The following is a 22,006-nucleotide window of genomic DNA, read 5'->3' as shown; positions in this document are numbered from 1 at the left end:
TGTCAGCCCTCCAGGGCGGCGAGGCCGGGGAGCGTCTTGCCCTCGAGGTATTCGAGGGAGGCGCCGCCACCGGTGGAAATGTGGCCGAAGGCCTTCTCGTCGAAGCCGAGCGTACGCACGGCCGCGGCCGAGTCGCCGCCGCCGACGACGGTGAAGGCGTTGCTGTCGACCAGGGCCTGCGCGATGGCGGTGGTGCCGCCCGCGTAGTCCGGGTGCTCGAAGACGCCGACCGGGCCGTTCCAGAACACGGTCTCGGCATCGGTGATCTTCGACGCGTAGAGCTCACGCGTCTTGGGGCCGATGTCCAGGCCCTCCTTGTCGGACGGGATGCCGTCCGCGTCGACGGTCTCGAAGACGGCCGGGGTCTTGCCCTTGAGGTCCGGGAAGTCCTTGGAGACCAGCACGTCGACCGGGAGCACCAGCTCGACGCCGGTGGCCTTGGCGCGCTCCATGTACTCCGTGACCTTCGGGATCTGGTCCTCCTGGAGGAGGGAGATGCCGACCTCGTGGCCGAGGGCCTTGAGGAAGGTGTACGCCATGCCGCCGCCGATGAGGATGCGGTCGGCCTTGCCGAGCAGCTGGTCGATGACGGCGAGCTTGTCGGAGACCTTGGCGCCGCCGAGGACGACGACGTACGGGCGCTTGACCTCGTCGGTCAGCTTCTTCAGGACGCCGACCTCGGTGGCGATGAGGTAGCCGGCCGCGTGCGGGAGGCGCGCGGGGAGGTCGAAGACCGAGGCGTGCTTGCGGTGGACGGCGCCGAAGCCGTCACCGACGTACACATCGGCGAGCTCCGCGAGCTGGTCGGCGAAGGCGCCGCGCTCGGCGTCGTCCTTCGCGGTCTCGCCGGGGTTGAAGCGCAGGTTCTCGATGACGGCCACCTGGCCGTCGGTGAGGGCCGCGACGGTCGCCTTTGCGGAGTCGCCGACGGTGTCGGTGGCGAACGCGACGTCCGCACCGAGCAGTTCGCCGAGGCGCTTGGCGGCCGGGGCGAGCGAGAAGGCCGGGTCCGGGGCACCCTTGGGGCGGCCCAGGTGCGAGGCCACGATGACGCGGGCGCCGGAGGCGGCGAGCTTCGCGATCGTGGGCTGGACGGCGCGGATGCGGCCGTCGTCGGTGATGCTGCCCTGGGCCAGCGGGACGTTGAGGTCGGCGCGGACGAAGACCCGCTTGCCCTTGACGCCCTCGGCGAGCAGTTCGTCGATCGTCTTCATGTGTTTCTACTCCTTTGAGCCCTTCTCGCGAAGGGCGAGGAAGGGAGAACGAGACAAGCAACAGGGCCCGTGCGGCGCTTCGTCGCGCAGCCCGGACCCTGTGCTCACATCGTGGTGCCTACCTTAGAACCGGGTGACCTTAGAGCTGGCCACCGACGAAGACCGTGAGGTCCACGAGACGGTTGGAGTAGCCCCACTCGTTGTCGTACCAGCCGACGATCTTGACGCTCTTGCCCTGGACCATGGTCAGGGAGGAGTCGAAGGTGCAGGACGCGGGCCAGTTCACGATGTCGGAAGAGACGATCGCGTCCTCGGTGTAGTCGAGGATGCCCTTCAGCTGGCCCTCGGCGGCCTTCTGGAACGCGGAGTTGACCTCGTCCTTGGTGACCTCGCGCTCGAGCTCGATGACCAGGTCGGTCACGGAGCCGGTCGGGACCGGGACGCGCATCGCGATGCCGTCGAGCTTGCCCGCCAGCTCCGGGATCACCAGCGCGGTGGCCTTGGCGGCACCGGTGGTGGTCGGGATGATGTTCTCGGCGGCGGCGCGGGCGCGGCGCAGGTCCGAGTGCGGGAAGTCCAGGATGCGCTGGTCGTTCGTGTAGGCGTGGACCGTCGTCATCATGCCCTTGACGATGCCGAAGTTCTCCAGGAGGACCTTGGCCATCGGCGCCACGCAGTTGGTGGTGCAGGAGGCGTTGGAGATGACGTGGTGGTTGGCCGCGTCGTACTTGTCCTGGTTGACGCCCATCACGATCGTGATGTCCTCGTCCTTGGCCGGAGCCGAGATGAGGACCTTCTTCGCGCCCGCGGCGATGTGCTTGGCGGCGTCGGCCTTCTTCGTGAAGATGCCGGTCGACTCGATGACGATGTCGGCGCCCAGCTCACCCCAGGGGAGGTTCGCGGGGTCGCGCTCGGCGAAGGTCTTGAAGGTGTTGCCGGCGACGGTGATGCTGTCGTCGGTGTGGGAGACCTCGGCCTTGAGGCGGCCCAGAATGGTGTCGTACTTGAGCAGGTGCACCAGAGTGGCGTTGTCAGTCAGGTCGTTGACACCGACGATCTCGATGTCCGCTCCCTGCTCAAGGAGCGCCCGGAAGTAGTTGCGGCCAATTCGGCCAAAACCGTTGATGCCTACGCGGATCGTCACGAACCGATCTCCTCGTTGGTGCGCCGGTAAGTGCGCCGGCGAGCTGTATGGGATGTCCCCGACCGCTTACGACCCTACCTCTCCGTGAGCTTTTGAGTGACATCGGCCGGAGCCTGACACTCCCCCTACTTGGTGGGGGACCCGCGCCGAGGCCCCGTACCGGCTGTTCCGGTACGGGACCTCGGGGACTTTCTCCCCGTCACTCAGAGTGAGCCCCGGGAGGGCTGCTGATCAACGATTCAGCGCCCGCAGTGCCTTACCGACGAGTACGGCTCGATCAGCCGCCGCCGGTACGTGCTCGAGGCCGAAGCCCAGAAGAACGGTGTCACGCGTAGTCACCGCTGCATAGGACTTGAACAGCTCTCCCGACCGGGACCAGTCTCCGGGAACCTCAGGGCTTCCGGCAGGTGCGCCCTGGGCCGTCCAGTCGCCGAGCGAGGTCTCGAAGCCCTCGACGGGCTGGTCCGTGCCGCCGACGTTCAGGCGTGCCTCGTCCGCGAAGACGCCGCGACCGCCCGAGCCGCCGTCGGTGATGTAGGAGAGCGAGACCTCGACGGACTTGCCCGCGTAGGCGCTCAAGTCGAAGGAGACCTGCTTCCAGCCGCCGGAGGAGGCCGTGAAGCTGTTCCACTTCCCGCTGGTGCCCTGCGGGGTGCAGCTGCCGCCCTCAAGGGTGAGGTAGTGGCGCAGGAAGGGGTGGCCGTTCACGAAGAACCCCGCCCCGCACTCCTCGGGAACGGTGGTGCTGCTCAGGCCGCCCGCGTCCGGGAGGGTGGTCCAGTCGTCCCCGCCGGCCGTACGGGCCTCCAGCGCGGCGTGGTCGTAGCCCTCCTCGACGTTCCAGCTCATCGCGAGCTTCAGCTGCGGCTTGTCCGCGGCGGAGACCTTGGTGAGGTCGATCGTGCGGGTCAGCCGCTTCCAGTCGTCGTCCTCGTGGAGGGCCGAGGCCATCCAGCTGCCGGCGTAGGGGGCGTACGGGTTGACGACCCCGCCGAACTGACCGGCCTGCGCGCTCTTGAACTGCGGGAACTGCGCGGGGGCCAGGGTGTCGGAGGTGACCGTGTAGGAGCCGGGGGCGTTCAGCGGGTTGCCCGCGGCGTCGCCGAGCGCGCCCTTGGCCCCGTTCAGGACTCCGGCGCCGGTGAAGCCGGTGGCGCCGCTGACGCTCGTGCGGCCGTAAGCGCCGAGCCAGTACTGGCTGAAGTCGTTGGTCACGGCGCGGCCGACCTGGGCGTTGCCGCCCGCCAGCTCACCGGCCTCGATCAGCTTGCCGCCCTCGTTCAGGAAGTCGCGGACCGCCAGCTGGGTGTCACCTCCCGGGGTCTTGGCCCCGGTGTAGTGGACGGCCGTACGGAAGTGGGCGAGCACCCCGAGGTGGTGCGGCGCCCCCTGGGTGGCGACGTCCCAGACCGCCGCGGAGCGGCCGTTGGCGCGCAGGGCGTCGACGTAGCTCTGGGCGTGCTGGGCCTTGGCGCCCTCCTCCGCGATCACCAGCACGTCCGCGCGCGGCCGCTCGGCCACCGTGTACGTGAAGTGCTCGCTGGAGACCTGCTTGCCGGAGCGGTCGCGGCCGGTGAACCAGACCTCGACCTTGTCGCCGGGCTTCGCGCCGTCCACCTTGGCCCGGTACTCGTCGAACCAGTTGTTGTCCTCGCCGCCGTAGACGTCGCCGCCCTTCCAGGCCTTGAGGTCCTCGTCGTGCGTACGGCCGCCGTTGATCCGGAAGTTGAGCTCCTTGTCCTTCAGCGCCTTGCGGGCCGTGACGGCGACCGTCTGGTCCTCGCCGCGGGCCACGTAGGAGGTGGTGAAGGGGTCCAGGGTGAAGTCCGCGGCGCTCAGGCCGACGACGGACTCCGGGCGGTCCGGGTGCGCGGCGCTCTCGCCGACCGACAGGGCGAAGGGGACGTTCTTGGCGAACTCCGCCTGGATGAGCTTCTCGTCGTCCGGGAAGTTGAAGCCGGAGGCGCAGTCCTCGGGCTTCCACCGGTCGTTCGGGTCGCTCGCGGAGGCCGTCTGGCAGGTGGTCATCTCCGGCGTGAACATCATGACGCCGTTGACGTTGGCGGCGTGGCCGTCGGCCTCGCCGTTGGTGGTGTAGAGCTCGGAGGACACCTGCGGGTAGTAGCCCGGGACCGCGGGGTTCTCCGGGGTGCCCGCGAGCGCCTTGTAGGCGACGTCGTCCGGGGTGGGGGTGGCGACCTGCCAGCCCACGCCGTAGAGCAGCAGCTCGGCGGCGGAGTGGTAGTTAATGGCGTACTCGAAGCCGATGCGCTTCTCGAAGGCGTCGAGCGCGACGGTCTCGGGCTCGGAGGCAGCCTTGGGGCCCCGGTAGGTCTCGCTCGACTGGCTGGGCGAGGAGCCCTCGTTGTCGTAGCCCCACTTGTAGGCGAAGTTGCGGTTGAGGTCGACGCCGTCGACGGCCGTGTGCTTGCCGTCGCCGTTGTTGTCGCGCATGTTCTTGCGCCACAGCCGCTCGCCGTCGGGGGCGTGCGTGTAGTCGTACCCGTCGGGGTTGGCCGAGAGCAGGAACCACAGCTCCGTGGAGTCCACCAGCTTGGTGACCCGCGGATCCTTGCCGTAGTTGTCGACGGTGTGGTGCATCAGCCGCCGGGTCATCTCCGGGGTGATCCACTCGCGGGCGTGCTGGTTGGACATGTAGAGCACGGCCGGCTTGTCGCCGTCCTTGGTCTTCTTGGCGTTCTTGGTGACCTTGAGGGCGAGGATGTCCTTGCCCTGGACGGTCTTGCCGATGGAGACGACCTTGGTGAGCGCCGGGTTCTCCTGGGCGGTCCGCAGGATCTCCTCCTGGAGTCCGCCCTTGCCGCTGTACGGGCGGAACACCCCGTCCCCGGCGGCCTTGGCGCGGGCGAGTCCCTCGCCGGGGACCTCGCGTTCGGCGAGCTTGACGCCCTGGGCCGCGAGCTGCTTGGCCTGATCACCGGTGAGGAAGAGCTCGACCTTGGCGGTGCCGCTCTGCGGCGCGCGTTCGGCCAGCTCGTGCGCGTCCTGGCCGGCGGCGAGGACGAGCGGGACCTGCTCCTTGGTGATGTCGGCGTCGTAGACCCGGACCTCATCGGCGCCGGATGCCGCGTCGGGGCCGGGCTGGGCCTGCGCCGACACGGGTAGCGCGGCGAGTGCGGTGCCGAAGACGAGTGCGCTTACGGCGAGGATCGATCTCGCTCGGTGCCTCATATGCCCCCCTGGGCGTCGTCTGCCACGAAAGTGTCCGGACGAAAGGCTCACGACCAGTCCATGCCCATGTCAATGGGGCGTGGTACGGGAAGGGGGCCCGCACGAGTGATCGTGCAGGCCCCCTCCAGAGTGGGTACGAGCTGGTCAGCCGAGTGGGTCAGCCGGCCATGTTGTCGGCCATCTCCTCGCTGAGATCGAGGTTCGACTCGGTGCCCGGGATTCCGAGGTCCTGGGCACGCTTGTCGGCCATCGCCAGCAGACGGCGGATCCGGCCCGCGACCGCGTCCTTGGTCAGCGGCGGGTCGGCGAGCGCGCCGAGCTCCTCGAGGGAGGCCTGCTTGTGCTCCATGCGCAGCCGGCCTGCCGCCGCGAGGTGCTCGGGGACCTCCTCGCCGAGGATCTCCAGCGCGCGCTGCACCCGGGCTCCGGCGGCCACGGCGGCCCGCGCGGAGCGGCGCAGGTTGGCGTCGTCGAAGTTGGCCAGGCGGTTGGCGGTGGCGCGGACCTCGCGCCGCATCCGCCGCTCCTCCCAGGCCAGCACCGACTCGTGGGCGCCGAGGCGGGTCAGCAGGGCGCCGATCGCGTCGCCGTCGCGGACCACGACCCGGTCGACCCCGCGCACCTCGCGCGCCTTGGCGGCGATGGAGAGCCTGCGGGCGGCGCCCACCAGGGCCAGGGCGGCCTCCGGACCGGGGCAGGTGACCTCCAGGGAGGAGGACCGGCCCGGCTCGGTGAGCGAGCCGTGGGCCAGGAAGGCGCCGCGCCAGGCCGCCTCGGCGTCACAGGTGGCCCCGGAGACCACCTGTGGGGGAAGCCCCCGGATGGGACGGCCGCGGCCGTCCACGAGGCCGGTCTGGCGTGCCAGCTGGTCACCCCCGGCCACGACCCGGACCACGTACCGGCTGCCGCGGCGCAGTCCGCCGGGAGCCATGACCACGAGGTCCGAGGAGTGGCCGAAGATCTCGAGGATGTCCTTGCGCAGCCGTCTGGCCGCGATCCCGGTGTCGAGCTCCGCCTCGATGACGATGCGGCCGCTCACCAGGTGGAGGCCGCCCGCGAACCGAAGAATCGCCGAGACCTCCGCCTTCCTGCAGCAGGTCCGGGTGACGGGGAGGCGGGAGATCTCATCCTTCACCGCGGGCGTCATCGCCATGGGCCGATCCTTCCATGCATCCGAAAAATACGGTCGTACGCGGCGGCGAGCAGCTCCGGATCATGCTTCGGAGACCCGTCTTCCCTGGCCACGGGCGCCAGCTCGACCGCGGCGCCGAACCGTTTTGCGGCATCGGCGAGGGACTCGCGGTCGGGCACGGCGGCCTCGTCGGCCAGCACCACGTCCAGGGCGAGTTTAGGGGCGTGTCGGGCCAAAACCTCCAAATGACGCTGCGGAGAGAAGCCCTCTGTTTCGCCGGGCTGCGGCGCGAGGTTCAACGAGAGGACCCGGCGGGCCTTCGTCTCGACCAGCGCGTCGAGCAGTTCCGGCACCAGCAGGTGCGGAATGACGGAGGAGAACCAGGACCCCGGACCCAGGACCACCCAGTCGGCGTCCAGGACCGCCGCGACGGCCTCCGGCACGGCCGGCGGGTCGCTCGGCACCACCTGTACGGAGAGCACCTCGCCCGGGGTCAGCGCCACCGTGGCCTGCCCGCGGACGGTGTCCACGTCCTCGGGCCGGGCCGGATCGTGCCCCTTGACCAGGGCCTGGAGCTCCAGCGGCACCGCCGACATCGGCAGCACCCGGCCTTGTGCGCCGAGCAGCTTGCCGACCAGGTCGAGGGCCTGGACGGGATCGCCGAGCTGTTCCCACAGGGCGACGATCAGCAGGTTGCCGACCGCGTGCCCGTGCAGATCGCCCTCGGACTGGAAACGGTGCTGGATGACGCGGGCCCAGGTCTGGCCCCAGTCGTCGTCCCCGCACAGCGCGGCCAGCGCCTTGCGCAGGTCGCCGGGCGGCAGCACGCCGAGCTCCTCGCGGAGCCGGCCGCTGGATCCGCCGTCGTCGGCGACGGTGACCACCGCGGTCAGGTCACCGGTGATGCGGCGCAGGGCGGCGAGGGAGGCCGACAGGCCCTGGCCGCCGCCGAGCGCCACCACCTTGGGCGTGGCGCCGCGTCGGCGGCCGGAGCGGCCGGAGCGGCCCGCGCCGTCCTCGCCCCGTCCCGGGGTGAGGCGGCGCAGGCGGCTCAGCCGCGGGGTCCGTGCGGTCACTCGCGCCCCATGTCCCGGTGGACTACGACGGTCTCGACTCCCTCGGAGGCGAGGCGGGCGGCGAGCTTCTCGGACATGGCCACGCTGCGGTGCTTGCCGCCCGTGCACCCGACCGCGATGGTCACGTAGCGCTTGCCCTCGCGGCGGTAGCCGGTGGCGATGAGCTGGAGCAGCTCGGTGTAGCGGTCGAGGAACTCCTTGGCACCGGGCTGGCTGAAGACGTACCCCGACACCTCCTCGTTGAGCCCGGTGAAGGGGCGCAGCTCCGGCACCCAGTGCGGGTTCGGGATGAAGCGGCAGTCGACGACGAGGTCGGCGTCGACGGGCAGGCCGTACTTGTAGCCGAAGGACATGACGGTGGCCCGCAGCTCGGGCTCCTCGTCCCCGGCGAACTGGGCGTCCATCTTCGCGCGCAGCTCGTGCACGTTCAGGCTGGAGGTGTCGATCACCAGGTCGGCGTCGCCGCGCAGCTCGCGCAGCAGGTCGCGCTCGGCGGCGATGCCGTCGGTGATGCGCCCGTCGCCCTGGAGCGGGTGCGGGCGCCGGACCGATTCGAAGCGGCGGACCAGCGCGTCGTCGGAGGACTCGAGGAAGACGATGCGGCGGGTGACGCCCTTGCTGTCGAGGTCGGCGAGGGACTCGCGCAGGGCGTCGAAGAACTGGCGGCCGCGGACGTCGACGACGACGGCGATGCGCGCCACGTTGCCCTGGGAGCGGGCGCCGAGCTCCACCATGGTGGGGATCAGCGCCGGCGGGAGGTTGTCGACGACGAACCAGCCGAGGTCCTCCAGACACTTGGCCGCCGTACTGCGGCCGGCCCCGGACATCCCGGAGATGATCACCAGCTCGGGGATGGCCGCCTCGGCGGTCTCGCCGGGCTCCGCTGTCGTGCCCGTACTCACCTGTGCTCCGTCTCGGTCGTGCGTGGTCTCGTGCTCGGTCATTGCTCGGTCCCCCGTTCGGACGATGTCTTCCGGCTACTGCCGGAAGGTTCCCCCACCCGCGGGGGCGGGGTTCTCATCCTCAATGATCTCTCCTGTGGCCGTGTTGACGGCGGGACCGGCGGGAACCGTCTGGGCGAGGGCCACGGCCACGGCCTCGGCCGTCTTGCGGCCTATGCCCGGGACCTCGCAGATCTGGTCGATTGTCGCCTGTCGGAGCTTCTTCACCGAACCGAAGTGCTTGACCAGGGCCTGTTTGCGACTCTCGCCGAGGCCCGGCACCCCGTCCAGCGGGCCCGCCTTCAGGCGTTTTCCGCGCTTGTTGCGCTGGTATTGGATGGCGAAGCGGTGGGCTTCGTCACGGACCCGCTGGAGCAGGTAGAGGCCCTCGCTGGTGCGGGGCAGCACGACCGGGTCGTCCTCGCCGGGCAGCCAGACCTCCTCCAGCCGCTTGGCCAGGCCGCACACGGCCACGTCGTCGACGCCGAGCTCTTCCAGGGCCCGCTTGGCAGCGGCGACCTGCGGCTGGCCACCGTCGACCACGACGAGCTGGGGCGGGTAGGCGAAGCGCTTGGCCCGCCCGTCGTCCTCGGGCGCGTCGCCGTCCTCCGCCTCCCACTCGCCGGTCTTCAGCTTCTCCTGGAGGTAGCGGCGGAAGCGGCGGGAGACCACCTCGTGCATGGAGCGGACGTCGTCCTGCCCCTCGAAGGACTTGATCTGGAAGCGCCGGTACTCGCTCTTGCGGGCGAGCCCGTCCTCGAAGACCACCATCGACGCGACCACGTCGTCGCCCTGAAGGTGGGAGATGTCGAAGCACTCGATGCGCAGCGGGGCGCTGTCCAGCTCCAGGGCCTCGGCGATCTCCTCCAGGGCCCGGGAGCGGGTGGTGAGGTCGCTGGCGCGCTTGGTCTTGTGCAGGGCGAGGGACTGCTGCGCGTTGCGGTGGACGGTCTCCATGAGGGCCTTCTTGTCGCCGCGCTGCGGGATGCGCAGGCTGACCCCCGAACCGCGGCGCTCGGCGAGCCACTGGCTCAGCGCGGGAGCGTCCTCGGGCAGCGCGGGGACCAGCACCTCCTTGGGGACGGACTCGCCGGTCTCCTCCCCGTAGAGCTGCTGGAGGGCGTGCTCGACCAGGCCGGCGGTGTCGACGGCCTCGACCTTGTCGGTGACCCAGCCACGCTGGCCGCGGACCCGGCCGCCGCGCACGTGGAAGATCTGCACGGCGGCCTCGAGCTCGTCCTCGGCGACCGCGACGAGGTCCGCGTCGGTGGCGTCGGCGAGCACCACGGCGTTCTTCTCCATGGCCCGGCGCAGCGCCCCTATGTCGTCGCGCAGCCGGGCGGCCTTCTCGTACTCCATCTCCTCGGCCGCCTCGTGCATCTCCTTCTCCAGCCGGGAGAGGTAGGTGCCGGTGCGGCCGGCCATGAAGTCGCAGAAGTCCTCGGCCAGTTCGCGGTGCTCCTCGGGGGTGACCCGGCCGACGCAGGGCGCGGAGCACTTGCCGATGTAGCCGAGCAGGCAGGGCCGGCCGATCTGCGCGGAGCGCTTGAACACGCCCGCGGAGCAGGTGCGCACCGGGAACACCCGGAGCATCAGGTCGACGGTCTCGCGGATGGCCCAGGCATGCCCGTACGGACCGAAGTAGCGCACGCCCTTCTTCTTGGGCCCGCGCATGACCTGGACCCGCGGGTACTCCTCGTTCAGGGTGACGGCGAGGGAGGGGTAGCTCTTGTCGTCGCGGTACTTGACGTTGAACCGCGGGTCGTACTCCTTGATCCAGGAGTACTCCAGCTGGAGCGCCTCGACCTCGGTGGACACCACGGTCCACTCGACGGAGGCGGCCGTGGTCACCATGGTGGCGGTACGGGGATGCAGGCCGGCGATGTCCTGGAAGTAGCTCGCCAGGCGCTGGCGCAGGCTCTTGGCCTTCCCGACGTAGATCACCCGACGGTGCTCGTCGCGGAACCTGTACACCCCCGGGGAGTCGGGGATCTGTCCCGGCTTGGGTCGGTAACTGGAAGGGTCGGCCATGCCAACCACCCTACTTGCGCGGTCTGACAACAAACCGCCCCGGCCAGATCCAGCCCCGTCGGCGTTTGGTCCGCTGCTGGGGGGCGGAGCCCCAGCAGCGGACCCGCAGGGCCCGGCCCTGGCGGAGCCGGGCCCTGCGGGGGGGGCGAGGTCAGGCCCCGGCGGCCCGGCGGAACCGGCGTACGCCGAGGACGCCGAGCGCCCCGAGAGCAAGGGCACCGGCAGCGGCCCCGGCCCCGAGCGCCACCGGCGCCCCGGAAGCCCCCGAGGGCCCGTCCTCGAAGCCGCCCGCGACACCCCGCCGGGCGTACGAGGAGCCCGGCAGCTTGTCCCCGTACGCGGCAGCCACCCGCACCCGGTACCCGTCGAGCGTGGTGCCCCCGGCGCCGACGGCCCGCTCCGCGTCCTCGTCCAGCGGCAGCACCCTGCCCCCCTCGGCCACGTACCACGCGTCGATCTGCGGCTCCCGGAACACCGTCCCGCCGGGCAGCTTCGCGGCGCCCAGCTGCGCGTAGCGGAATTCGTCGTCACCGGTGGCGATGTTCACGACCTGCCAGCCGGCGTCCGTCCGGGCGGTCCACAGCGCGGCCCGCTGTCCGTCGGAGGAGACCGCCTCACTGGCGAGGAACTCCAGGCGGGCGACCGGCGCGCCCGCCTTGCCCGCGACGAAGTCCGGGGAGAGGTAGTGCACCGGGACGGCCTCCCCCTGTATTCGAGGCTGCGCGGCCGTCAGCGAGACCTTCCCCTCTCGGGCGAAGAACCGGGAGACCGTGGCCAGGGTCTCGGGGGCGGCGGCCGCCTGCGCTGCGGCGGCCCGGGTCTCGGCCGTGGCGTCCTGGGGCTGTGGCACGGGGGCCGCGACGGCCTGCGGGACGAGGCCGAGGAGGGCGGTGGCGGCGAGGACCGCGGCGGCGACGGTGGCGCGCAGGGTCATGGCGGTCACGCCCCGATCCGGTAGAGGGAGTGGGTCCAGGAGAAGGTGCTGTTGTCCACGTACCAGGCGTGCGAGGCCCAGTTGTAGCGGTCGCTGGAGGGCCACGGGTCGCCCCAGTAGACCCAGCTGCTGGCGGTGTCGTAGCCGTAGATGACGTGCATGTGGCCGCCGCCGTTGGACCACTGGATCCGGGTCTCGATCGGGCGGTTGGCGTTGATCTCGGTCTGGACGGTGGAGTACTGGAGCCAGCCGTTCACGTACGAGCCGGAGCTGATGCCCGCCCAGCGCAGGCCGGTCTGGACGTTGCCGAGGGTGGCCTGATTGTTCGGGCAGTCGGAGCCCTGCTGGCGGTTGAAGGCGGCGTTGCAGAACTGGTTCTGGCTGTAGTCGCGGCCGAACCAGGTGGCGATGGTGTTGCCGCCGGCGGCCCAGCACCAGTTGGTCTTCTGCTGGGCCTGCATGGTGATGTTCAGGCGCTTGTACGCAAGGGCGGACTCGGTGCCGGCATCGGCGGCGGTGGCGGTGCCGGCACTGAGGGGCAGGGCGAGGAGCAGGGCGGAGACGAAGGCGGCGAGGGAAAGCCGCCGGTTTCGGTGGCGCATCGCGTTCCTCCCGAAGTGGGGATGTGGGGGTGGAGGAGCGCGTCCGGACGCTGTGCAGGAGCATCGTGGTGTTGTCGCGATCAGGTCAACACGCTTCAATACGCGGTGATATTGCGGTGTGAACGGTGGGGCTGCGGTGTGAACGGTTGCTGCCGTGTCACCTGGTCCCCCGGAGCCACCGCGCCATCCCCCGCGCCGACGCGAGTGAACGTTCACAGAGGAGTCGCCATGCGGCCGACCGGCGACACCGCAGACACGGCCGGCACGGCAGAACTCAGACAGCTGCTGCGCGGCGGCCCCTTCCACCTGGCCCTGCGCGCCGCCCTCGCCGCGCGCGGACTGCCCCTCCACCGGGTGCAGCACCGGCTCGCGGCACGCGGCATCAAGGTCGGCGTCACCAGCCTCAGTTACTGGCAGCAGGGCGCCCGGCGGCCCCGGCACGCGGAGTCCCTGCGGGCCGTCACCGCCCTGGAGCAGATCCTGGAGCTCCCGGACGGCGCCCTCGTCCGGCTGCTGGGCACCCCGGAATCCGGCCGCGGACCCGCCCGGCCGGCCGCCCGCCCCTACCGGGCCCTGGTGAGCGTGGGCGCCGCGGTGGAGCAGCTGCTGGACGGGATGGAGCTCCCGCCCGACGGCGGACTGCACTCGCTGGGCCACCACGAGCGGGTCCGGATCGGGCCGGGGGGCGAGATGCGGACCCGCGAGTCGCAGCAGATAGTGCGCGCCCACCGCGACGGCGTCGACCGCTACCTCGCCATCCATCACGGGGATCCGGGCTGCGACACGTCCCGGATCGAGGTGACTGCGTACGAGAACTGCCGCACCGGGCGGATCCGGCGCCACCGGGAGGCCGGGGTGGTGGTCGCGGAGCTGCTCTTCGACGCCCGGCTGCGCCGCGGGGACACGTACGTCTTCGGCTACGGCATCGAGGACGGCACGGGCGCGCGCAGCGGCGAGTACGTGCGCGGGTTCAGCTACGCGGGCGGCCAGTACATGCTCCAGGTCTGCTTCGACGAGGCGGCCCTGCCGGTGCGCTGCCGCCGCTTCGCCCGCAGCGGGCCGCAGGCCCCGCGCACCGGCCTCGCGGACCTCACTCCGAGCGGCCGGCACCGGGCGGTGCACCTGGTGGAGCAGTCGGTGCGGCGCGGGATCCTCGGGATCGCCTGGGACTGGGACTGATCGCCTTCGCGGGTCAGCCCGCGACGAGCTTGCCGTTCTCCGCCTTGACGGGGACGGCGGGCAGCGGGTCGGTGGCCGGGCCGCGCAGCACCTTGCCGGTCGCCGCGTCGAAGCGGCTGCCGTGGCAGGGACAGGTGCCCTCACCCTCGACGATCTTGTCCAGTACGCAGCCGGCGTGCGTGCACTGGGCGCTGAACGCCTTGTACTCGCCCGCCGCCGGGCAGCTGACGATCAGCTTCTGCTCGCGGTAGAGCTTCGCCCCGCCCACCGGGACCTCGGCCGCTGCCCCCAGCTCCACCGGGGCGGTGGGCGTCGCGGGGGTGTTCCCGCCGCTGTTGGTCTCGGTCGAGCAGGCCGCGAGAGCCGCTCCGGCGCCGGCTGCCCCGGCGAGCGCGGCCGCGCCCCTGAGAACGGTACGGCGGGCGGGGGACGGCGACGCGGGCATGGAACTCTCCTGGTGGGACGGGCGGGGCACGGTGCACCCGACGATACCGCCGTCCGATGGGGTAGCTTCCCCCGCGTGATCGTCGTCGGCGGAGAAGCCCTCATCGACCTGGTGCCCGTCGCGCGGCCGCCGGGCGCGCTGCTGCCCCGGCCGGGCGGTGGACCGTACAACACCGCGCTCGCGCTCGGGCGCCTCGGCGCCGAGGTGGCCTTCTGCTCGCGGGTCTCGGCGGACGGCTTCGGCGAGAGCCTGCTGGCCGGGCTCCGTGCGGCCGGGGTGGACCTGTCGCTGGTGCAGCGCGGGCCGGAGCCGACCACGCTCGCCGTGCCCTCGCTGGCCCCGGACGGCTCGGCCTCGTACGGCTTCTACGTCGAGGGCACGGCGGACCGCCTGTTCACCCTGCCGCCCGCCCTCCCCGATTCCGTAAGGGCCCTCGCGCTCGGCACCTGCTCGCTGGTCCTGGAGCCGGGCGCGAGCGCGTACGAGGCACTGCTGCGCCGGGAGTCGCGGCGCGGGCTGCTGACCCTGCTGGACCCCAACATCCGGCCGGCGCTGATCGCCGACCCGGCTGCCTACCGCGCCCGGTTCCTGACGCGGCTGCTGCCGTACGCCTCCGTCCTCAAGCTGTCGGAGGAGGACGCGGCCTGGCTGGGCGGCCGGGTCGGCGACTGGCTTGCGGCGGGTCCGTCGGCGGTGGTGCTGACCCGGGGCGCGGCGGGGCTGACAGTGTGGACCCGCGAGGGCGCGGAGCACTCGGTGGCGGCCCGCGCGGTCGCCGTGGCGGACACGATCGGGGCGGGCGACACCGTCAACGCCGCTCTGCTGCACCGGCTTTCGGGTGCGCAGGACGGCCCTGTCGACTGGCCGGACGTACTGGGCTACGCCGCGCACGCGGCGGCCCTGACCTGCACCCGGGCGGGCGCGGAGCCGCCGTACGCGGCGGAGCTCACCGGATAGCCGGCTCCGCCCCGGGCCCCGCGCCGCCCGGCAACGGCGCCGCAGACGGCGAAGGGGCCCGGCCGCCAGGCCGGACCCCTTCGCCGCTCAAGCTCAGCTCGGCTCAGCTCGGCTCGGCGACTAGGACTTGCGGGCCCGCGCCGCCGTCTTCTTCGCCGGGGCGGCCTTCTTGGCAACTGCCTTCTTGGCAACGACCTTCTTTGCGGCGGCCTTCTTCACGGCAACCCGCGCCGGAGGCGACTCGGCGTCGGAGACCCGGTCCGCCCCCAGGATGTCCCGCAGGAACTTGCCCGTGTGGCTCGCGCCCACCGACGCGACCTGCTCCGGGGTGCCCTCGGCCACCACCAGACCGCCGCCGTAGCCGCCCTCCGGGCCCATGTCGATGACCCAGTCCGCGGTCTTGATGACGTCCAGGTTGTGCTCGATGACGATCACCGAGTTCCCCTTGTCCACCAGCCCCGACAGCACCTTGATCAGCTTCGAGATGTCCTCGAAGTGCAGACCCGTCGTCGGCTCGTCCAGCACGTACACCGTCCGCCCCGTCGACCGCTTCTGCAGCTCCGAAGCCAGCTTCACGCGCTGCGCCTCACCGCCCGACAGGGTCGGCGCCGACTGGCCGAGCCGGACGTACCCCAGCCCCACCTCGTTCAGCGTCCGCAGGTGCCGCGAGATCGTCGGCACCGCCTCGAAGAAGTCCAGCGCCTCCTCGATCGGCATGTTGAGGACTTCCGCGATGGACTTGCCCTTGTAGTGGACCTCCAGCGTCTCCCGGTTGTACCGGTCGCCGTGGCAGACCTCGCACGGGACGTAGACGTCCGGCAGGAAGTTCATCTCGATCTTGATCGTGCCGTCGCCGGAGCAGTTCTCGCACCGGCCGCCCTTCACGTTGAAGGAGAAGCGGCCCGGCAGGTAGCCGCGCACCTTCGCCTCCATGGTCTCCGCGAACAGCTTGCGCACGTGGTCGAAGACACCGGTGTACGTGGCCGGGTTCGACCTCGGCGTCCGGCCGATCGGCGACTGGTCGACGTGCACGACCTTGTCGACGAGGTCGTCCCCGTCCACCCGCGTGTGCCGGCCCGGCACCGAGCGGGCGCCGTTCAGCTCGCGCGCCAGGTGCGTGTAGAGGATGTCGTTGACCAGCGTGGACTTGCCGGAACCCGACACACCGGTCACGGCCGTGAGCACGCCCAGCGGGAAGGCGACGTCGATGTCCTGGAGGTTGTTCTCCTTGGCGCCGTGGACGGTCAGCTTCCGCTCCCCGTTCACGGGGCGGCGTACGTCCGGGATCGCGATGGACCGCTTGCCCGACAGATACTGGCCGGTCATCGACTCGGGGTTCTTCAGCAGCTCCTTGAGCGAACCGCTGTGCACCACCTTGCCGCCGTGCTCGCCCGCGCCGGGGCCGATGTCCACGACCCAGTCGGCCACCTTGATGGTGTCCTCGTCGTGCTCGACCACGATCAGCGTGTTGCCCATGTCCCGCAGCCGCACCAGCGTCTCGATCAGCCGGTGGTTGTCCCGCTGGTGCAGGCCGATGGAGGGCTCGTCCAGTACGTACAGCACGCCGACCAGGCCGGAGCCGATCTGCGTGGCGAGGCGGATGCGCTGGGCCTCGCCGCCCGACAGGGTGCCGGCGGCGCGGTTCAGCGAGAGGTAGTCCAGGCCGACGTCGACGAGGAAGCGGAGCCGCTCGTTGACCTCCTTGAGGACCCGCTCGGCGATCTTCTTGTCGCGGGCGTCGAGCCGCATCCTCCCGAGGAAGTCCGCGCACTCGCTGATCGACATGGCGGCGACCTCGGCGATGGACTTCTCCATCACCGTCACCGCGAGCACGATCGGCTTGAGGCGGGTGCCCTCACAGGTCGGGCAGGGCACCTCGCGCATGTAGCCCTCGAAGCGTTCGCGGCTGGCGTCGCTCTCGGACTCGGAGTGCCGCCGCTTGACGAAGGGCACGGCGCCCTCGAAGGCCGTGGTGTACGCGCGCTCCCGCCCGTACCGGTTGCGGTAGCGGACCTCGATCTGCGTCTTGTGCCCGTGGAGCAGGGCCTTCTTCGCGCGCACCGGCAGCCCGGCCCACGGGATGTCGGTCCGGAAGCCCAGCTCCCCGGCGAGCGCGCCGACCAGCCGCTGGAAGTAGTCCTTGGTGTGACCGAGCGACCACGGCGAGACCGCGCCCTCGTCCAGCGACTTCTCCTCGTCCGGAACGATCAGCTCCGGGTCCACCTCCATGCGCGTGCCGATGCCCGTGCACTCGGGGCAGGCGCCGAAGGGCGAGTTGAAGGAGAAGGAGCGCGGCTCCAGCTCCTCGAAGGAGAGGTCGTCGTACGGGCAGTAGAGGTGCTCGGAGTACATCCGCTCACGCTCGGGGTCGTCCTCGGCGAGGTCGACGAAGTCCAGGATGACCATGCCGCCGGAGAGGCCCAGCGCGGTCTCCACCGAGTCGGTGAGCCGTCGCTTGGCGCTGTCCTTGACGGTGAGGCGGTCGATGACCACCTCGATGGTGTGCTTCTCCTGCTTCTTCAGGGTGGGCGGCTCGGAGAGCTGGATGGTCTCCCCGTCCACCCGCGCCCGGCTGTAGCCCTTGGTCTGGAGGTCGGAGAAGAGGTCGACGAACTCGCCCTTGCGCTCGCGCACCAGCGGCGAGAGCACCTGGAAGCGGCTGCCCTCGGGGAGCGCGAGCACCTTGTCGACGATCGCCTGCGGCGACTGGCGCGAGATGGGGCGGCTGCATTCGGGGCAGTGCGGCTTGCCGATGCGGGCGAAGAGGAGGCGGAGGTAGTCGTAGACCTCGGTGATGGTGCCCACGGTCGAGCGCGGGTTGCGCGAGGTCGACTTCTGGTCGATCGAGACGGCCGGCGAGAGCCCCTCGATGAAGTCGACGTCGGGCTTGTCCATCTGCCCGAGGAACTGGCGGGCGTACGACGAGAGCGACTCGACGTAGCGGCGCTGACCCTCGGCGAAGATCGTGTCGAAGGCCAGGGAGGACTTGCCCGAACCGGAGAGTCCGGTGAAGACGATGAGTGAGTCGCGGGGCAGGTCGAGCGAGACGTTCTTGAGGTTGTGCTCGCGAGCGCCACGAACGATGAGACGGTCGGTCACGCCGGTCCGCACCTTTCTTGAGAGATGGGGGGCACGGGCCCCCGTCCCAGGGTATGGGGGGCGCCACTGCGGTGGAGGTGGAGTCTGACTTCGAGCGTATAGCACGCACATTCGATTTACGGCACTCCGCAGACCGCTTCACCCGATCGTGTGGCCGGGGGTCGGGGAGCACTAGGCTCGCCTTCATGACTGATCATGTGCACGACCTGCGATCTGTACGTGAAGCGACGGACCGACTGCTGACCGCGGTCGCGAAGCTGGACAACGCCGCCCTCGCCGAGGAGTCACACCTCCCCGGCTGGAGCCGCGGCCACATCCTGGCCCACCTCGCGCGCAACGCCGACGCCCTCGTCAACGTCTTCGAGGGGCGCCCGATGTACGAGAGCGCCACTGCGCGCGACGCGGACATCGAGCGGGACGCCGGCCGGCCCCTGGAAGAACACCTGACGGACCTCCGTGATTCCTGGGCCCGCTTCCTCGCCACCTCCGAGCGCGACCAGGACTGGTCCCGCACCGTCGAGCTGCGCAACGGCGTGACGGACCTCGCCTCGAACGTGCCCTTCCGCCGATGGGTCGAGGTGGACCTGCACCACGTGGACCTCAACATCGGCTACGAGCTCTCCGATCTTCCGGAGGAGTTCACCGATCGCGAGATCACCTTCCTCGCCGACCGCTGGTCCGGACGTCCGGAGGTGCCGCCGGTCACGCTGCGGGCCGTGCCCGGCGAGGTCTGGCACACCGGCGGCACGGAGGGCACCCCCGTGGTCCTCGAGGGCCCCAAGGACGAACTGCTCGGCTGGCTGGCCGGACGCGGTCTCCGGGGCGCCCATCTGGCCGTCACGGCCGGCGACGGCCTGCCCGAACTCCCCCCGCTCTAGGAACCCGCACCTCCGGGATCGAACGCCTCTAGGATCAAAGAATGACGTACAGCGGAGCGGTGAAGGTCGGCGGTCCGGCCGACGTGCACGAACTCGCGGACCTGATGATTTCCAAGGTCGCGGTGGGCCCGATGAACAACAACGCATACCTGCTGCGCTGCCGGGCCACCGGCGAGCAGCTGCTGATCGACGCGGCCGCGGAGGCGGACACGCTGCTGAGCCTGATCGGGGACGACGGCATCGCGTCCGTCGTCACCACCCACCGCCACGGCGACCACTGGGGCGCGCTCCAGGCCGTGGTCGAGGCGACGGGGGCGACCACGTACGCGGGCACCTACGACGTCGAGGGCATCCCGGTGGCCACCGACGTCCCGGTGGCGGACGGGGACACCGTCCGCGTCGGGCGGGTCGAGCTCACCGCGCGCCACCTGGTCGGGCACACCCCCGGCTCGATCGCCCTCGTCTACGACGACCCGCACGGCCACCCGCACGTCTTCACCGGGGACTGCCTCTTCCCGGGCGGCGTCGGGAACACGTGGGGCGACCCGAAGGCCTTCGAGACGCTGATCGACGATGTGCAGCACAAGCTCTTCGAGCAGCTGCCGGACGAGGCCTGGGTCTACCCGGGGCACGGCAACGACACCACGCTGGGCGCCGAGCGCCCGCACCTGGCCGAGTGGCGCGAACGCGGCTGGTAGGACCGCAATCCGTCAACTTCGGTACGCGGTGCACTCCTTCCGGTCGATGATGGCCGAACTCACGTCCTGACGGCCGGGGAGGGGTATCTGCTGCACCATGCAACACGACCCCTCCCCGTCCCGTACCACCTCCCGACCTGCCCCCTCGATGCTGCGGCTGGCCTCGGCCTCCCTCGCCGGAACCGCCATCGAGTTCTACGACTTTTTCGTTTACGGAACGGCCGCCGCCCTCGTGCTCGGCCCGCTCTTCTTCCCGTCCTTCTCCCCGCTCGCCGGAACCCTCGCCGCTTTCGGCACCTTCGGCGTCGGCTTCCTCGCCCGCCCGCTCGGCTCGGCGGTCTTCGGCCACATCGGCGACCGCTACGGCCGGCGCCCGGTGCTCCTCGCCTCCCTGCTGCTCACCGGCCTCGCCACCGTCGCCGTCGGCTGCGTGCCGACGTACGACTCGATCGGCGTGGCCGCCCCGGCGCTGCTGCTCCTGCTGCGCTTCCTGCAGGGCCTCGGGCTCGGCGGCGAATGGGGCGGCGCGGTACTGCTGACCGCCGAGCACGCCCCGGAGAAGCGGCGCGGCCTGTGGTCGAGCTTCCCGCAGATCGGTCCTCCGGTCGGCTTCCTGCTGGCCAACGGCATCGTCCTCGCGCTGTCGGCGAACCTGACCGACGCCCAGTTCACCTCCTGGGGCTGGCGGGTCCCGTTCTGGGCGGCCGGACTGCTGGCCCTGGCGGGGCTGTGGCTGCGCCACTCGGTGGAGGAGACCCCGCAGTTCCGGGCTCTGGCCACGAGCGGCCGCCGGGCGGATGCCCCGCTGGCAGAGGTGTTCCGCGGCCACTGGCGGCTGCTCCTGCTCACCGGCGGGGCGCTGGCCGTGGGGTACGCCGTCTTCTACGCGGTCACCACCTGGTCCCTCGCGTACGCGACCGAGCGCCTCGGCATGGGCCGCACGGCGGTGCTGGCCTGCATCATGGGCGCCGTCGCGCTGATGGGCCTGGTGACTCCGCCACTGGCGGTGCTCGGCGACCGGTACGGCCGGCGGCCGCTGTGCCTGGCCGGGTCGGCGGCCTGCGTGCTGTGGATGTTCCCGCTGGTGGCGCTGCTGGGCACGGCCGATCCGCTGCTGATGACGGTGGGCTTCGTCGGGGCGCTGCTGGGCATGGTGACGATGTTCGCGGTGGTGGGCGCCTACCTGCCGGAGCTGTACGCCCCGCGGATCCGCTGCACGGGCGCGGCCGTCGGCTACAACCTGGGCGGCGTACTGGGCGGGGCGCTGACCCCGATCGTGGCGACGGCGCTGGCGGACGGATCCGGTCCGCCGTGGGGCGTGGCCGTGTACCTGACGGTGATCGCCCTGGTCAGCCTGGGCTGCTTCGCGCTGCTGCCGGAGACCGGCCCGGCCGTCGTTCGGCCGCGGTCGGGCGCCGACGCGGCCGCGGGCACGGAAACGGGGGCGGCCGAAGCGGCCGCCCCCGTATAGCCCCGCAGGACGGGTCAGGCGTCGATGCTCTCCGGGCGGGCGGCGGCCTCGGCCGCCGCCTGCTTCTTCGAGGCCATCAGGCTGGTGATCGTGGTGATGACCAGGACAGCGCAGATGACGCCCAGGGAGACCGGGATCGAGATGACCGGGACGTGCAGCCCGCTCTCGTGGAGGGCGTGCAGCACCAGCTTGACGCCGATGAAGCCCAGGATGATCGACAGGCCGTAGCTGAGGTGGACCAGCTTCTTGAGCAGGCCGCCGATCAGGAAGTACAGCTGGCGCAGGCCCATCAGCGCGAAGGCGTTGGCGGTGAAGACGATGTACGGGTCCTGGGTCAGGCCGAAGATCGCGGGGATGGAGTCGAGCGCGAACAGCACGTCGGTGGTGCCGATGGCGAGCATGACGACCATCAGCGGGGTCAGGACGCGCTTGCCGTTGTTCTGGATGAAGAGCTTGGTGCCGTGGTACCGGTCGGCGACGCCGAACTTCTTCTCGACGGACTTGAGCAGGCGGTTCTCCTCGAACTCGTCCTCCTCCTCGTCCTTGCGGGCCTCCTGGATCAGCTTCCACGCGGTGTAGATCAGGAACGCGCCGAAGATGTAGAAGACCCAGGAGAAACTGGCGATGATCGCCGCGCCGGCCGCGATGAAGATGGCGCGCAGGACGAGGGCGATCAGCACGCCCACGAGCAGGACGCGCTGCTGGAGGTGTGAGGGCACCGCGAACTTCGCCATGATCAGGACGAAGACGAAGAGGTTGTCCACGCTCAGGGACTTCTCGGTGATGAAGCCCGCGAAGAACTCCTGGGAGGCCTGACCGTTCCCGAAGAACCACAGGCCGAGGCCGAAGAGTCCGGCGAGGACGATCCAGACGACCGTCCAGGTGCCCGCTTCCTTGATCGATACGTCGTGGGGTTTGCGGCCGATGAAGAAATCGGCGCCGATGAGGAGGGACAGACCGAGAATGGTCAGCGCCCACAGGGTCCAGGAAACTTCCACGGTAAACACGCCTCC

Annotated in this window: 17 protein-coding genes; 5 read left to right on the top strand and 12 right to left on the bottom strand. The window is 70.9% G+C overall.

Annotated features, from left to right (window positions below; translation table 11 throughout):
• Nucleotides 1–2 precede the first annotated feature (2 nt).
• The 9 genes from JIW86_RS29465 to JIW86_RS29425 all read right to left on the bottom strand — a co-directional run bounded on the left by JIW86_RS29465 (nt 3) and on the right by JIW86_RS29425 (nt 12,266).
• A complete protein-coding gene (locus JIW86_RS29465) occupies nt 3–1,214 on the bottom strand; it encodes a phosphoglycerate kinase (RefSeq protein ID WP_215142029.1) in 1,212 nt (403 codons plus the stop codon).
• A gap of 139 nt (nt 1,215–1,353) precedes the next feature.
• Nucleotides 1,354–2,358: a type I glyceraldehyde-3-phosphate dehydrogenase gene (gap, locus tag JIW86_RS29460; RefSeq protein ID WP_215142027.1), complete on the bottom strand. Its 1,005-nt coding sequence runs from the start codon at nt 2,356–2,358 to the stop codon at nt 1,354–1,356.
• A gap of 231 nt (nt 2,359–2,589) precedes the next feature.
• Nucleotides 2,590–5,550: a M14 family metallopeptidase gene (locus tag JIW86_RS29455; protein WP_257556846.1), complete on the bottom strand. Its 2,961-nt coding sequence runs from the start codon at nt 5,548–5,550 to the stop codon at nt 2,590–2,592.
• A 157-nt stretch (nt 5,551–5,707) separates the two neighbouring features.
• Complete coding sequence (gene whiA, locus JIW86_RS29450) at nt 5,708–6,703, bottom strand: DNA-binding protein WhiA (RefSeq protein ID WP_030009075.1); 996 nt, start codon at nt 6,701–6,703, stop codon at nt 5,708–5,710.
• A complete protein-coding gene (locus JIW86_RS29445) occupies nt 6,694–7,758 on the bottom strand; it encodes a gluconeogenesis factor YvcK family protein (RefSeq protein ID WP_257556843.1) in 1,065 nt (354 codons plus the stop codon). The genes whiA and JIW86_RS29445 overlap by 10 nt, the downstream gene beginning before the upstream one ends.
• On the bottom strand, nt 7,755–8,702 hold the full coding sequence (gene rapZ, locus JIW86_RS29440) for an RNase adapter RapZ (protein WP_030388929.1): 948 nt from the start codon (nt 8,700–8,702) through the stop codon (nt 7,755–7,757). Before rapZ ends, JIW86_RS29445 begins: the two co-directional genes overlap by 4 nt.
• A 33-nt stretch (nt 8,703–8,735) precedes the next feature.
• Nucleotides 8,736–10,730 carry an excinuclease ABC subunit UvrC gene (gene uvrC / locus JIW86_RS29435; protein ID WP_257556842.1) on the bottom strand — a complete coding sequence of 665 codons (1,995 nt, stop codon included), beginning with the start codon at nt 10,728–10,730 and terminating at the stop codon, nt 8,736–8,738.
• Nucleotides 10,731–10,881: 151 nt separating this feature from the next.
• On the bottom strand, nt 10,882–11,664 hold the full coding sequence (locus tag JIW86_RS29430) for a hypothetical protein (protein WP_257559481.1): 783 nt from the start codon (nt 11,662–11,664) through the stop codon (nt 10,882–10,884).
• A gap of 5 nt (nt 11,665–11,669) precedes the next feature.
• Nucleotides 11,670–12,266 carry a papain-like cysteine protease family protein gene (locus JIW86_RS29425; protein WP_257556841.1) on the bottom strand — a complete coding sequence of 199 codons (597 nt, stop codon included), beginning with the start codon at nt 12,264–12,266 and terminating at the stop codon, nt 11,670–11,672.
• 228 nt (nt 12,267–12,494) lie between these two features.
• Here JIW86_RS29425 and JIW86_RS29420 point away from each other — a divergent pair, with 228 nt between their 5' ends.
• A complete protein-coding gene (locus JIW86_RS29420; protein WP_257556840.1) occupies nt 12,495–13,445 on the top strand; it encodes a hypothetical protein in 951 nt (316 codons plus the stop codon).
• Nucleotides 13,446–13,458: 13 nt separating this feature from the next.
• Here the strand turns inward: JIW86_RS29420 and JIW86_RS29415 are convergent, their stop codons facing one another.
• Nucleotides 13,459–13,890, bottom strand: coding sequence for a Rieske (2Fe-2S) protein (locus JIW86_RS29415; protein ID WP_257556839.1), 432 nt, complete (start codon nt 13,888–13,890; stop codon nt 13,459–13,461).
• A 75-nt stretch (nt 13,891–13,965) separates the two neighbouring features.
• Here JIW86_RS29415 and JIW86_RS29410 point away from each other — a divergent pair, with 75 nt between their 5' ends.
• Complete coding sequence (locus tag JIW86_RS29410; RefSeq protein WP_257556838.1) at nt 13,966–14,847, top strand: carbohydrate kinase family protein; 882 nt, start codon at nt 13,966–13,968, stop codon at nt 14,845–14,847.
• Nucleotides 14,848–14,967: 120 nt separating this feature from the next.
• On the opposite strand, the gene uvrA is transcribed toward JIW86_RS29410, so the two are convergent.
• Complete coding sequence (uvrA, locus tag JIW86_RS29405) at nt 14,968–17,946, bottom strand: excinuclease ABC subunit UvrA (RefSeq protein WP_257556837.1); 2,979 nt, start codon at nt 17,944–17,946, stop codon at nt 14,968–14,970.
• Between the two features lie 185 nt (nt 17,947–18,131).
• Between uvrA and JIW86_RS29400 the strand changes: the two genes are divergently transcribed.
• The 3 genes from JIW86_RS29400 (at nt 18,132) to JIW86_RS29390 (ending at nt 20,993) form a co-directional block, all read left to right on the top strand.
• Nucleotides 18,132–18,824, top strand: a complete 693-nt coding sequence (locus JIW86_RS29400; RefSeq protein ID WP_257556836.1) for a maleylpyruvate isomerase family mycothiol-dependent enzyme — start codon at nt 18,132–18,134, stop codon at nt 18,822–18,824.
• A 41-nt stretch (nt 18,825–18,865) separates the two neighbouring features.
• Nucleotides 18,866–19,522, top strand: coding sequence for an MBL fold metallo-hydrolase (locus JIW86_RS29395; protein WP_257556834.1), 657 nt, complete (start codon nt 18,866–18,868; stop codon nt 19,520–19,522).
• A 148-nt stretch (nt 19,523–19,670) separates the two neighbouring features.
• The gene (locus tag JIW86_RS29390) at nt 19,671–20,993 is read left to right on the top strand and encodes an MFS transporter (RefSeq protein WP_257559480.1); all 1,323 of its coding nucleotides are present in this window, start codon (nt 19,671–19,673) and stop codon (nt 20,991–20,993) included.
• A gap of 14 nt (nt 20,994–21,007) precedes the next feature.
• Here JIW86_RS29390 and JIW86_RS29385 read toward each other — a convergent pair whose 3' ends face one another.
• A complete protein-coding gene (locus JIW86_RS29385; RefSeq protein WP_257556833.1) occupies nt 21,008–21,991 on the bottom strand; it encodes a TerC family protein in 984 nt (327 codons plus the stop codon).
• Nucleotides 21,992–22,006: the final 15 nt, after the last annotated feature.

This window comes from Streptomyces sp. NBC_00162 (genome assembly GCF_024611995.1).
Lineage (GTDB): Bacteria > Actinomycetota > Actinomycetes > Streptomycetales > Streptomycetaceae > Streptomyces.
The sequence above is the reverse complement of the archived record's forward strand: the minus strand, read 5'-3'. Positions and strand labels throughout refer to the sequence as shown.

Coding starts and splice junctions, on each gene's coding strand:
- JIW86_RS29425 (WP_257556841.1), bottom strand. CDS start 12,266: ATGCGCCACCGAAACCGGCGGCTTTCCCTCGCCGCCTTCGTCTCCGCC.
- JIW86_RS29400 (WP_257556836.1), top strand. CDS start 18,132: ATGACTGATCATGTGCACGACCTGCGATCTGTACGTGAAGCGACGGAC.
- JIW86_RS29420 (WP_257556840.1), top strand. CDS start 12,495: ATGCGGCCGACCGGCGACACCGCAGACACGGCCGGCACGGCAGAACTC.
- JIW86_RS29465 (WP_215142029.1), bottom strand. CDS start 1,214: ATGAAGACGATCGACGAACTGCTCGCCGAGGGCGTCAAGGGCAAGCGG.
- JIW86_RS29430 (WP_257559481.1), bottom strand. CDS start 11,664: ATGACCCTGCGCGCCACCGTCGCCGCCGCGGTCCTCGCCGCCACCGCC.
- JIW86_RS29395 (WP_257556834.1), top strand. CDS start 18,866: ATGACGTACAGCGGAGCGGTGAAGGTCGGCGGTCCGGCCGACGTGCAC.
- uvrC (WP_257556842.1), bottom strand. CDS start 10,730: ATGGCCGACCCTTCCAGTTACCGACCCAAGCCGGGACAGATCCCCGAC.
- whiA (WP_030009075.1), bottom strand. CDS start 6,703: ATGGCGATGACGCCCGCGGTGAAGGATGAGATCTCCCGCCTCCCCGTC.
- JIW86_RS29415 (WP_257556839.1), bottom strand. CDS start 13,890: ATGCCCGCGTCGCCGTCCCCCGCCCGCCGTACCGTTCTCAGGGGCGCG.
- rapZ (WP_030388929.1), bottom strand. CDS start 8,702: ATGACCGAGCACGAGACCACGCACGACCGAGACGGAGCACAGGTGAGT.
- JIW86_RS29455 (WP_257556846.1), bottom strand. CDS start 5,550: ATGAGGCACCGAGCGAGATCGATCCTCGCCGTAAGCGCACTCGTCTTC.
- JIW86_RS29390 (WP_257559480.1), top strand. CDS start 19,671: ATGCTGCGGCTGGCCTCGGCCTCCCTCGCCGGAACCGCCATCGAGTTC.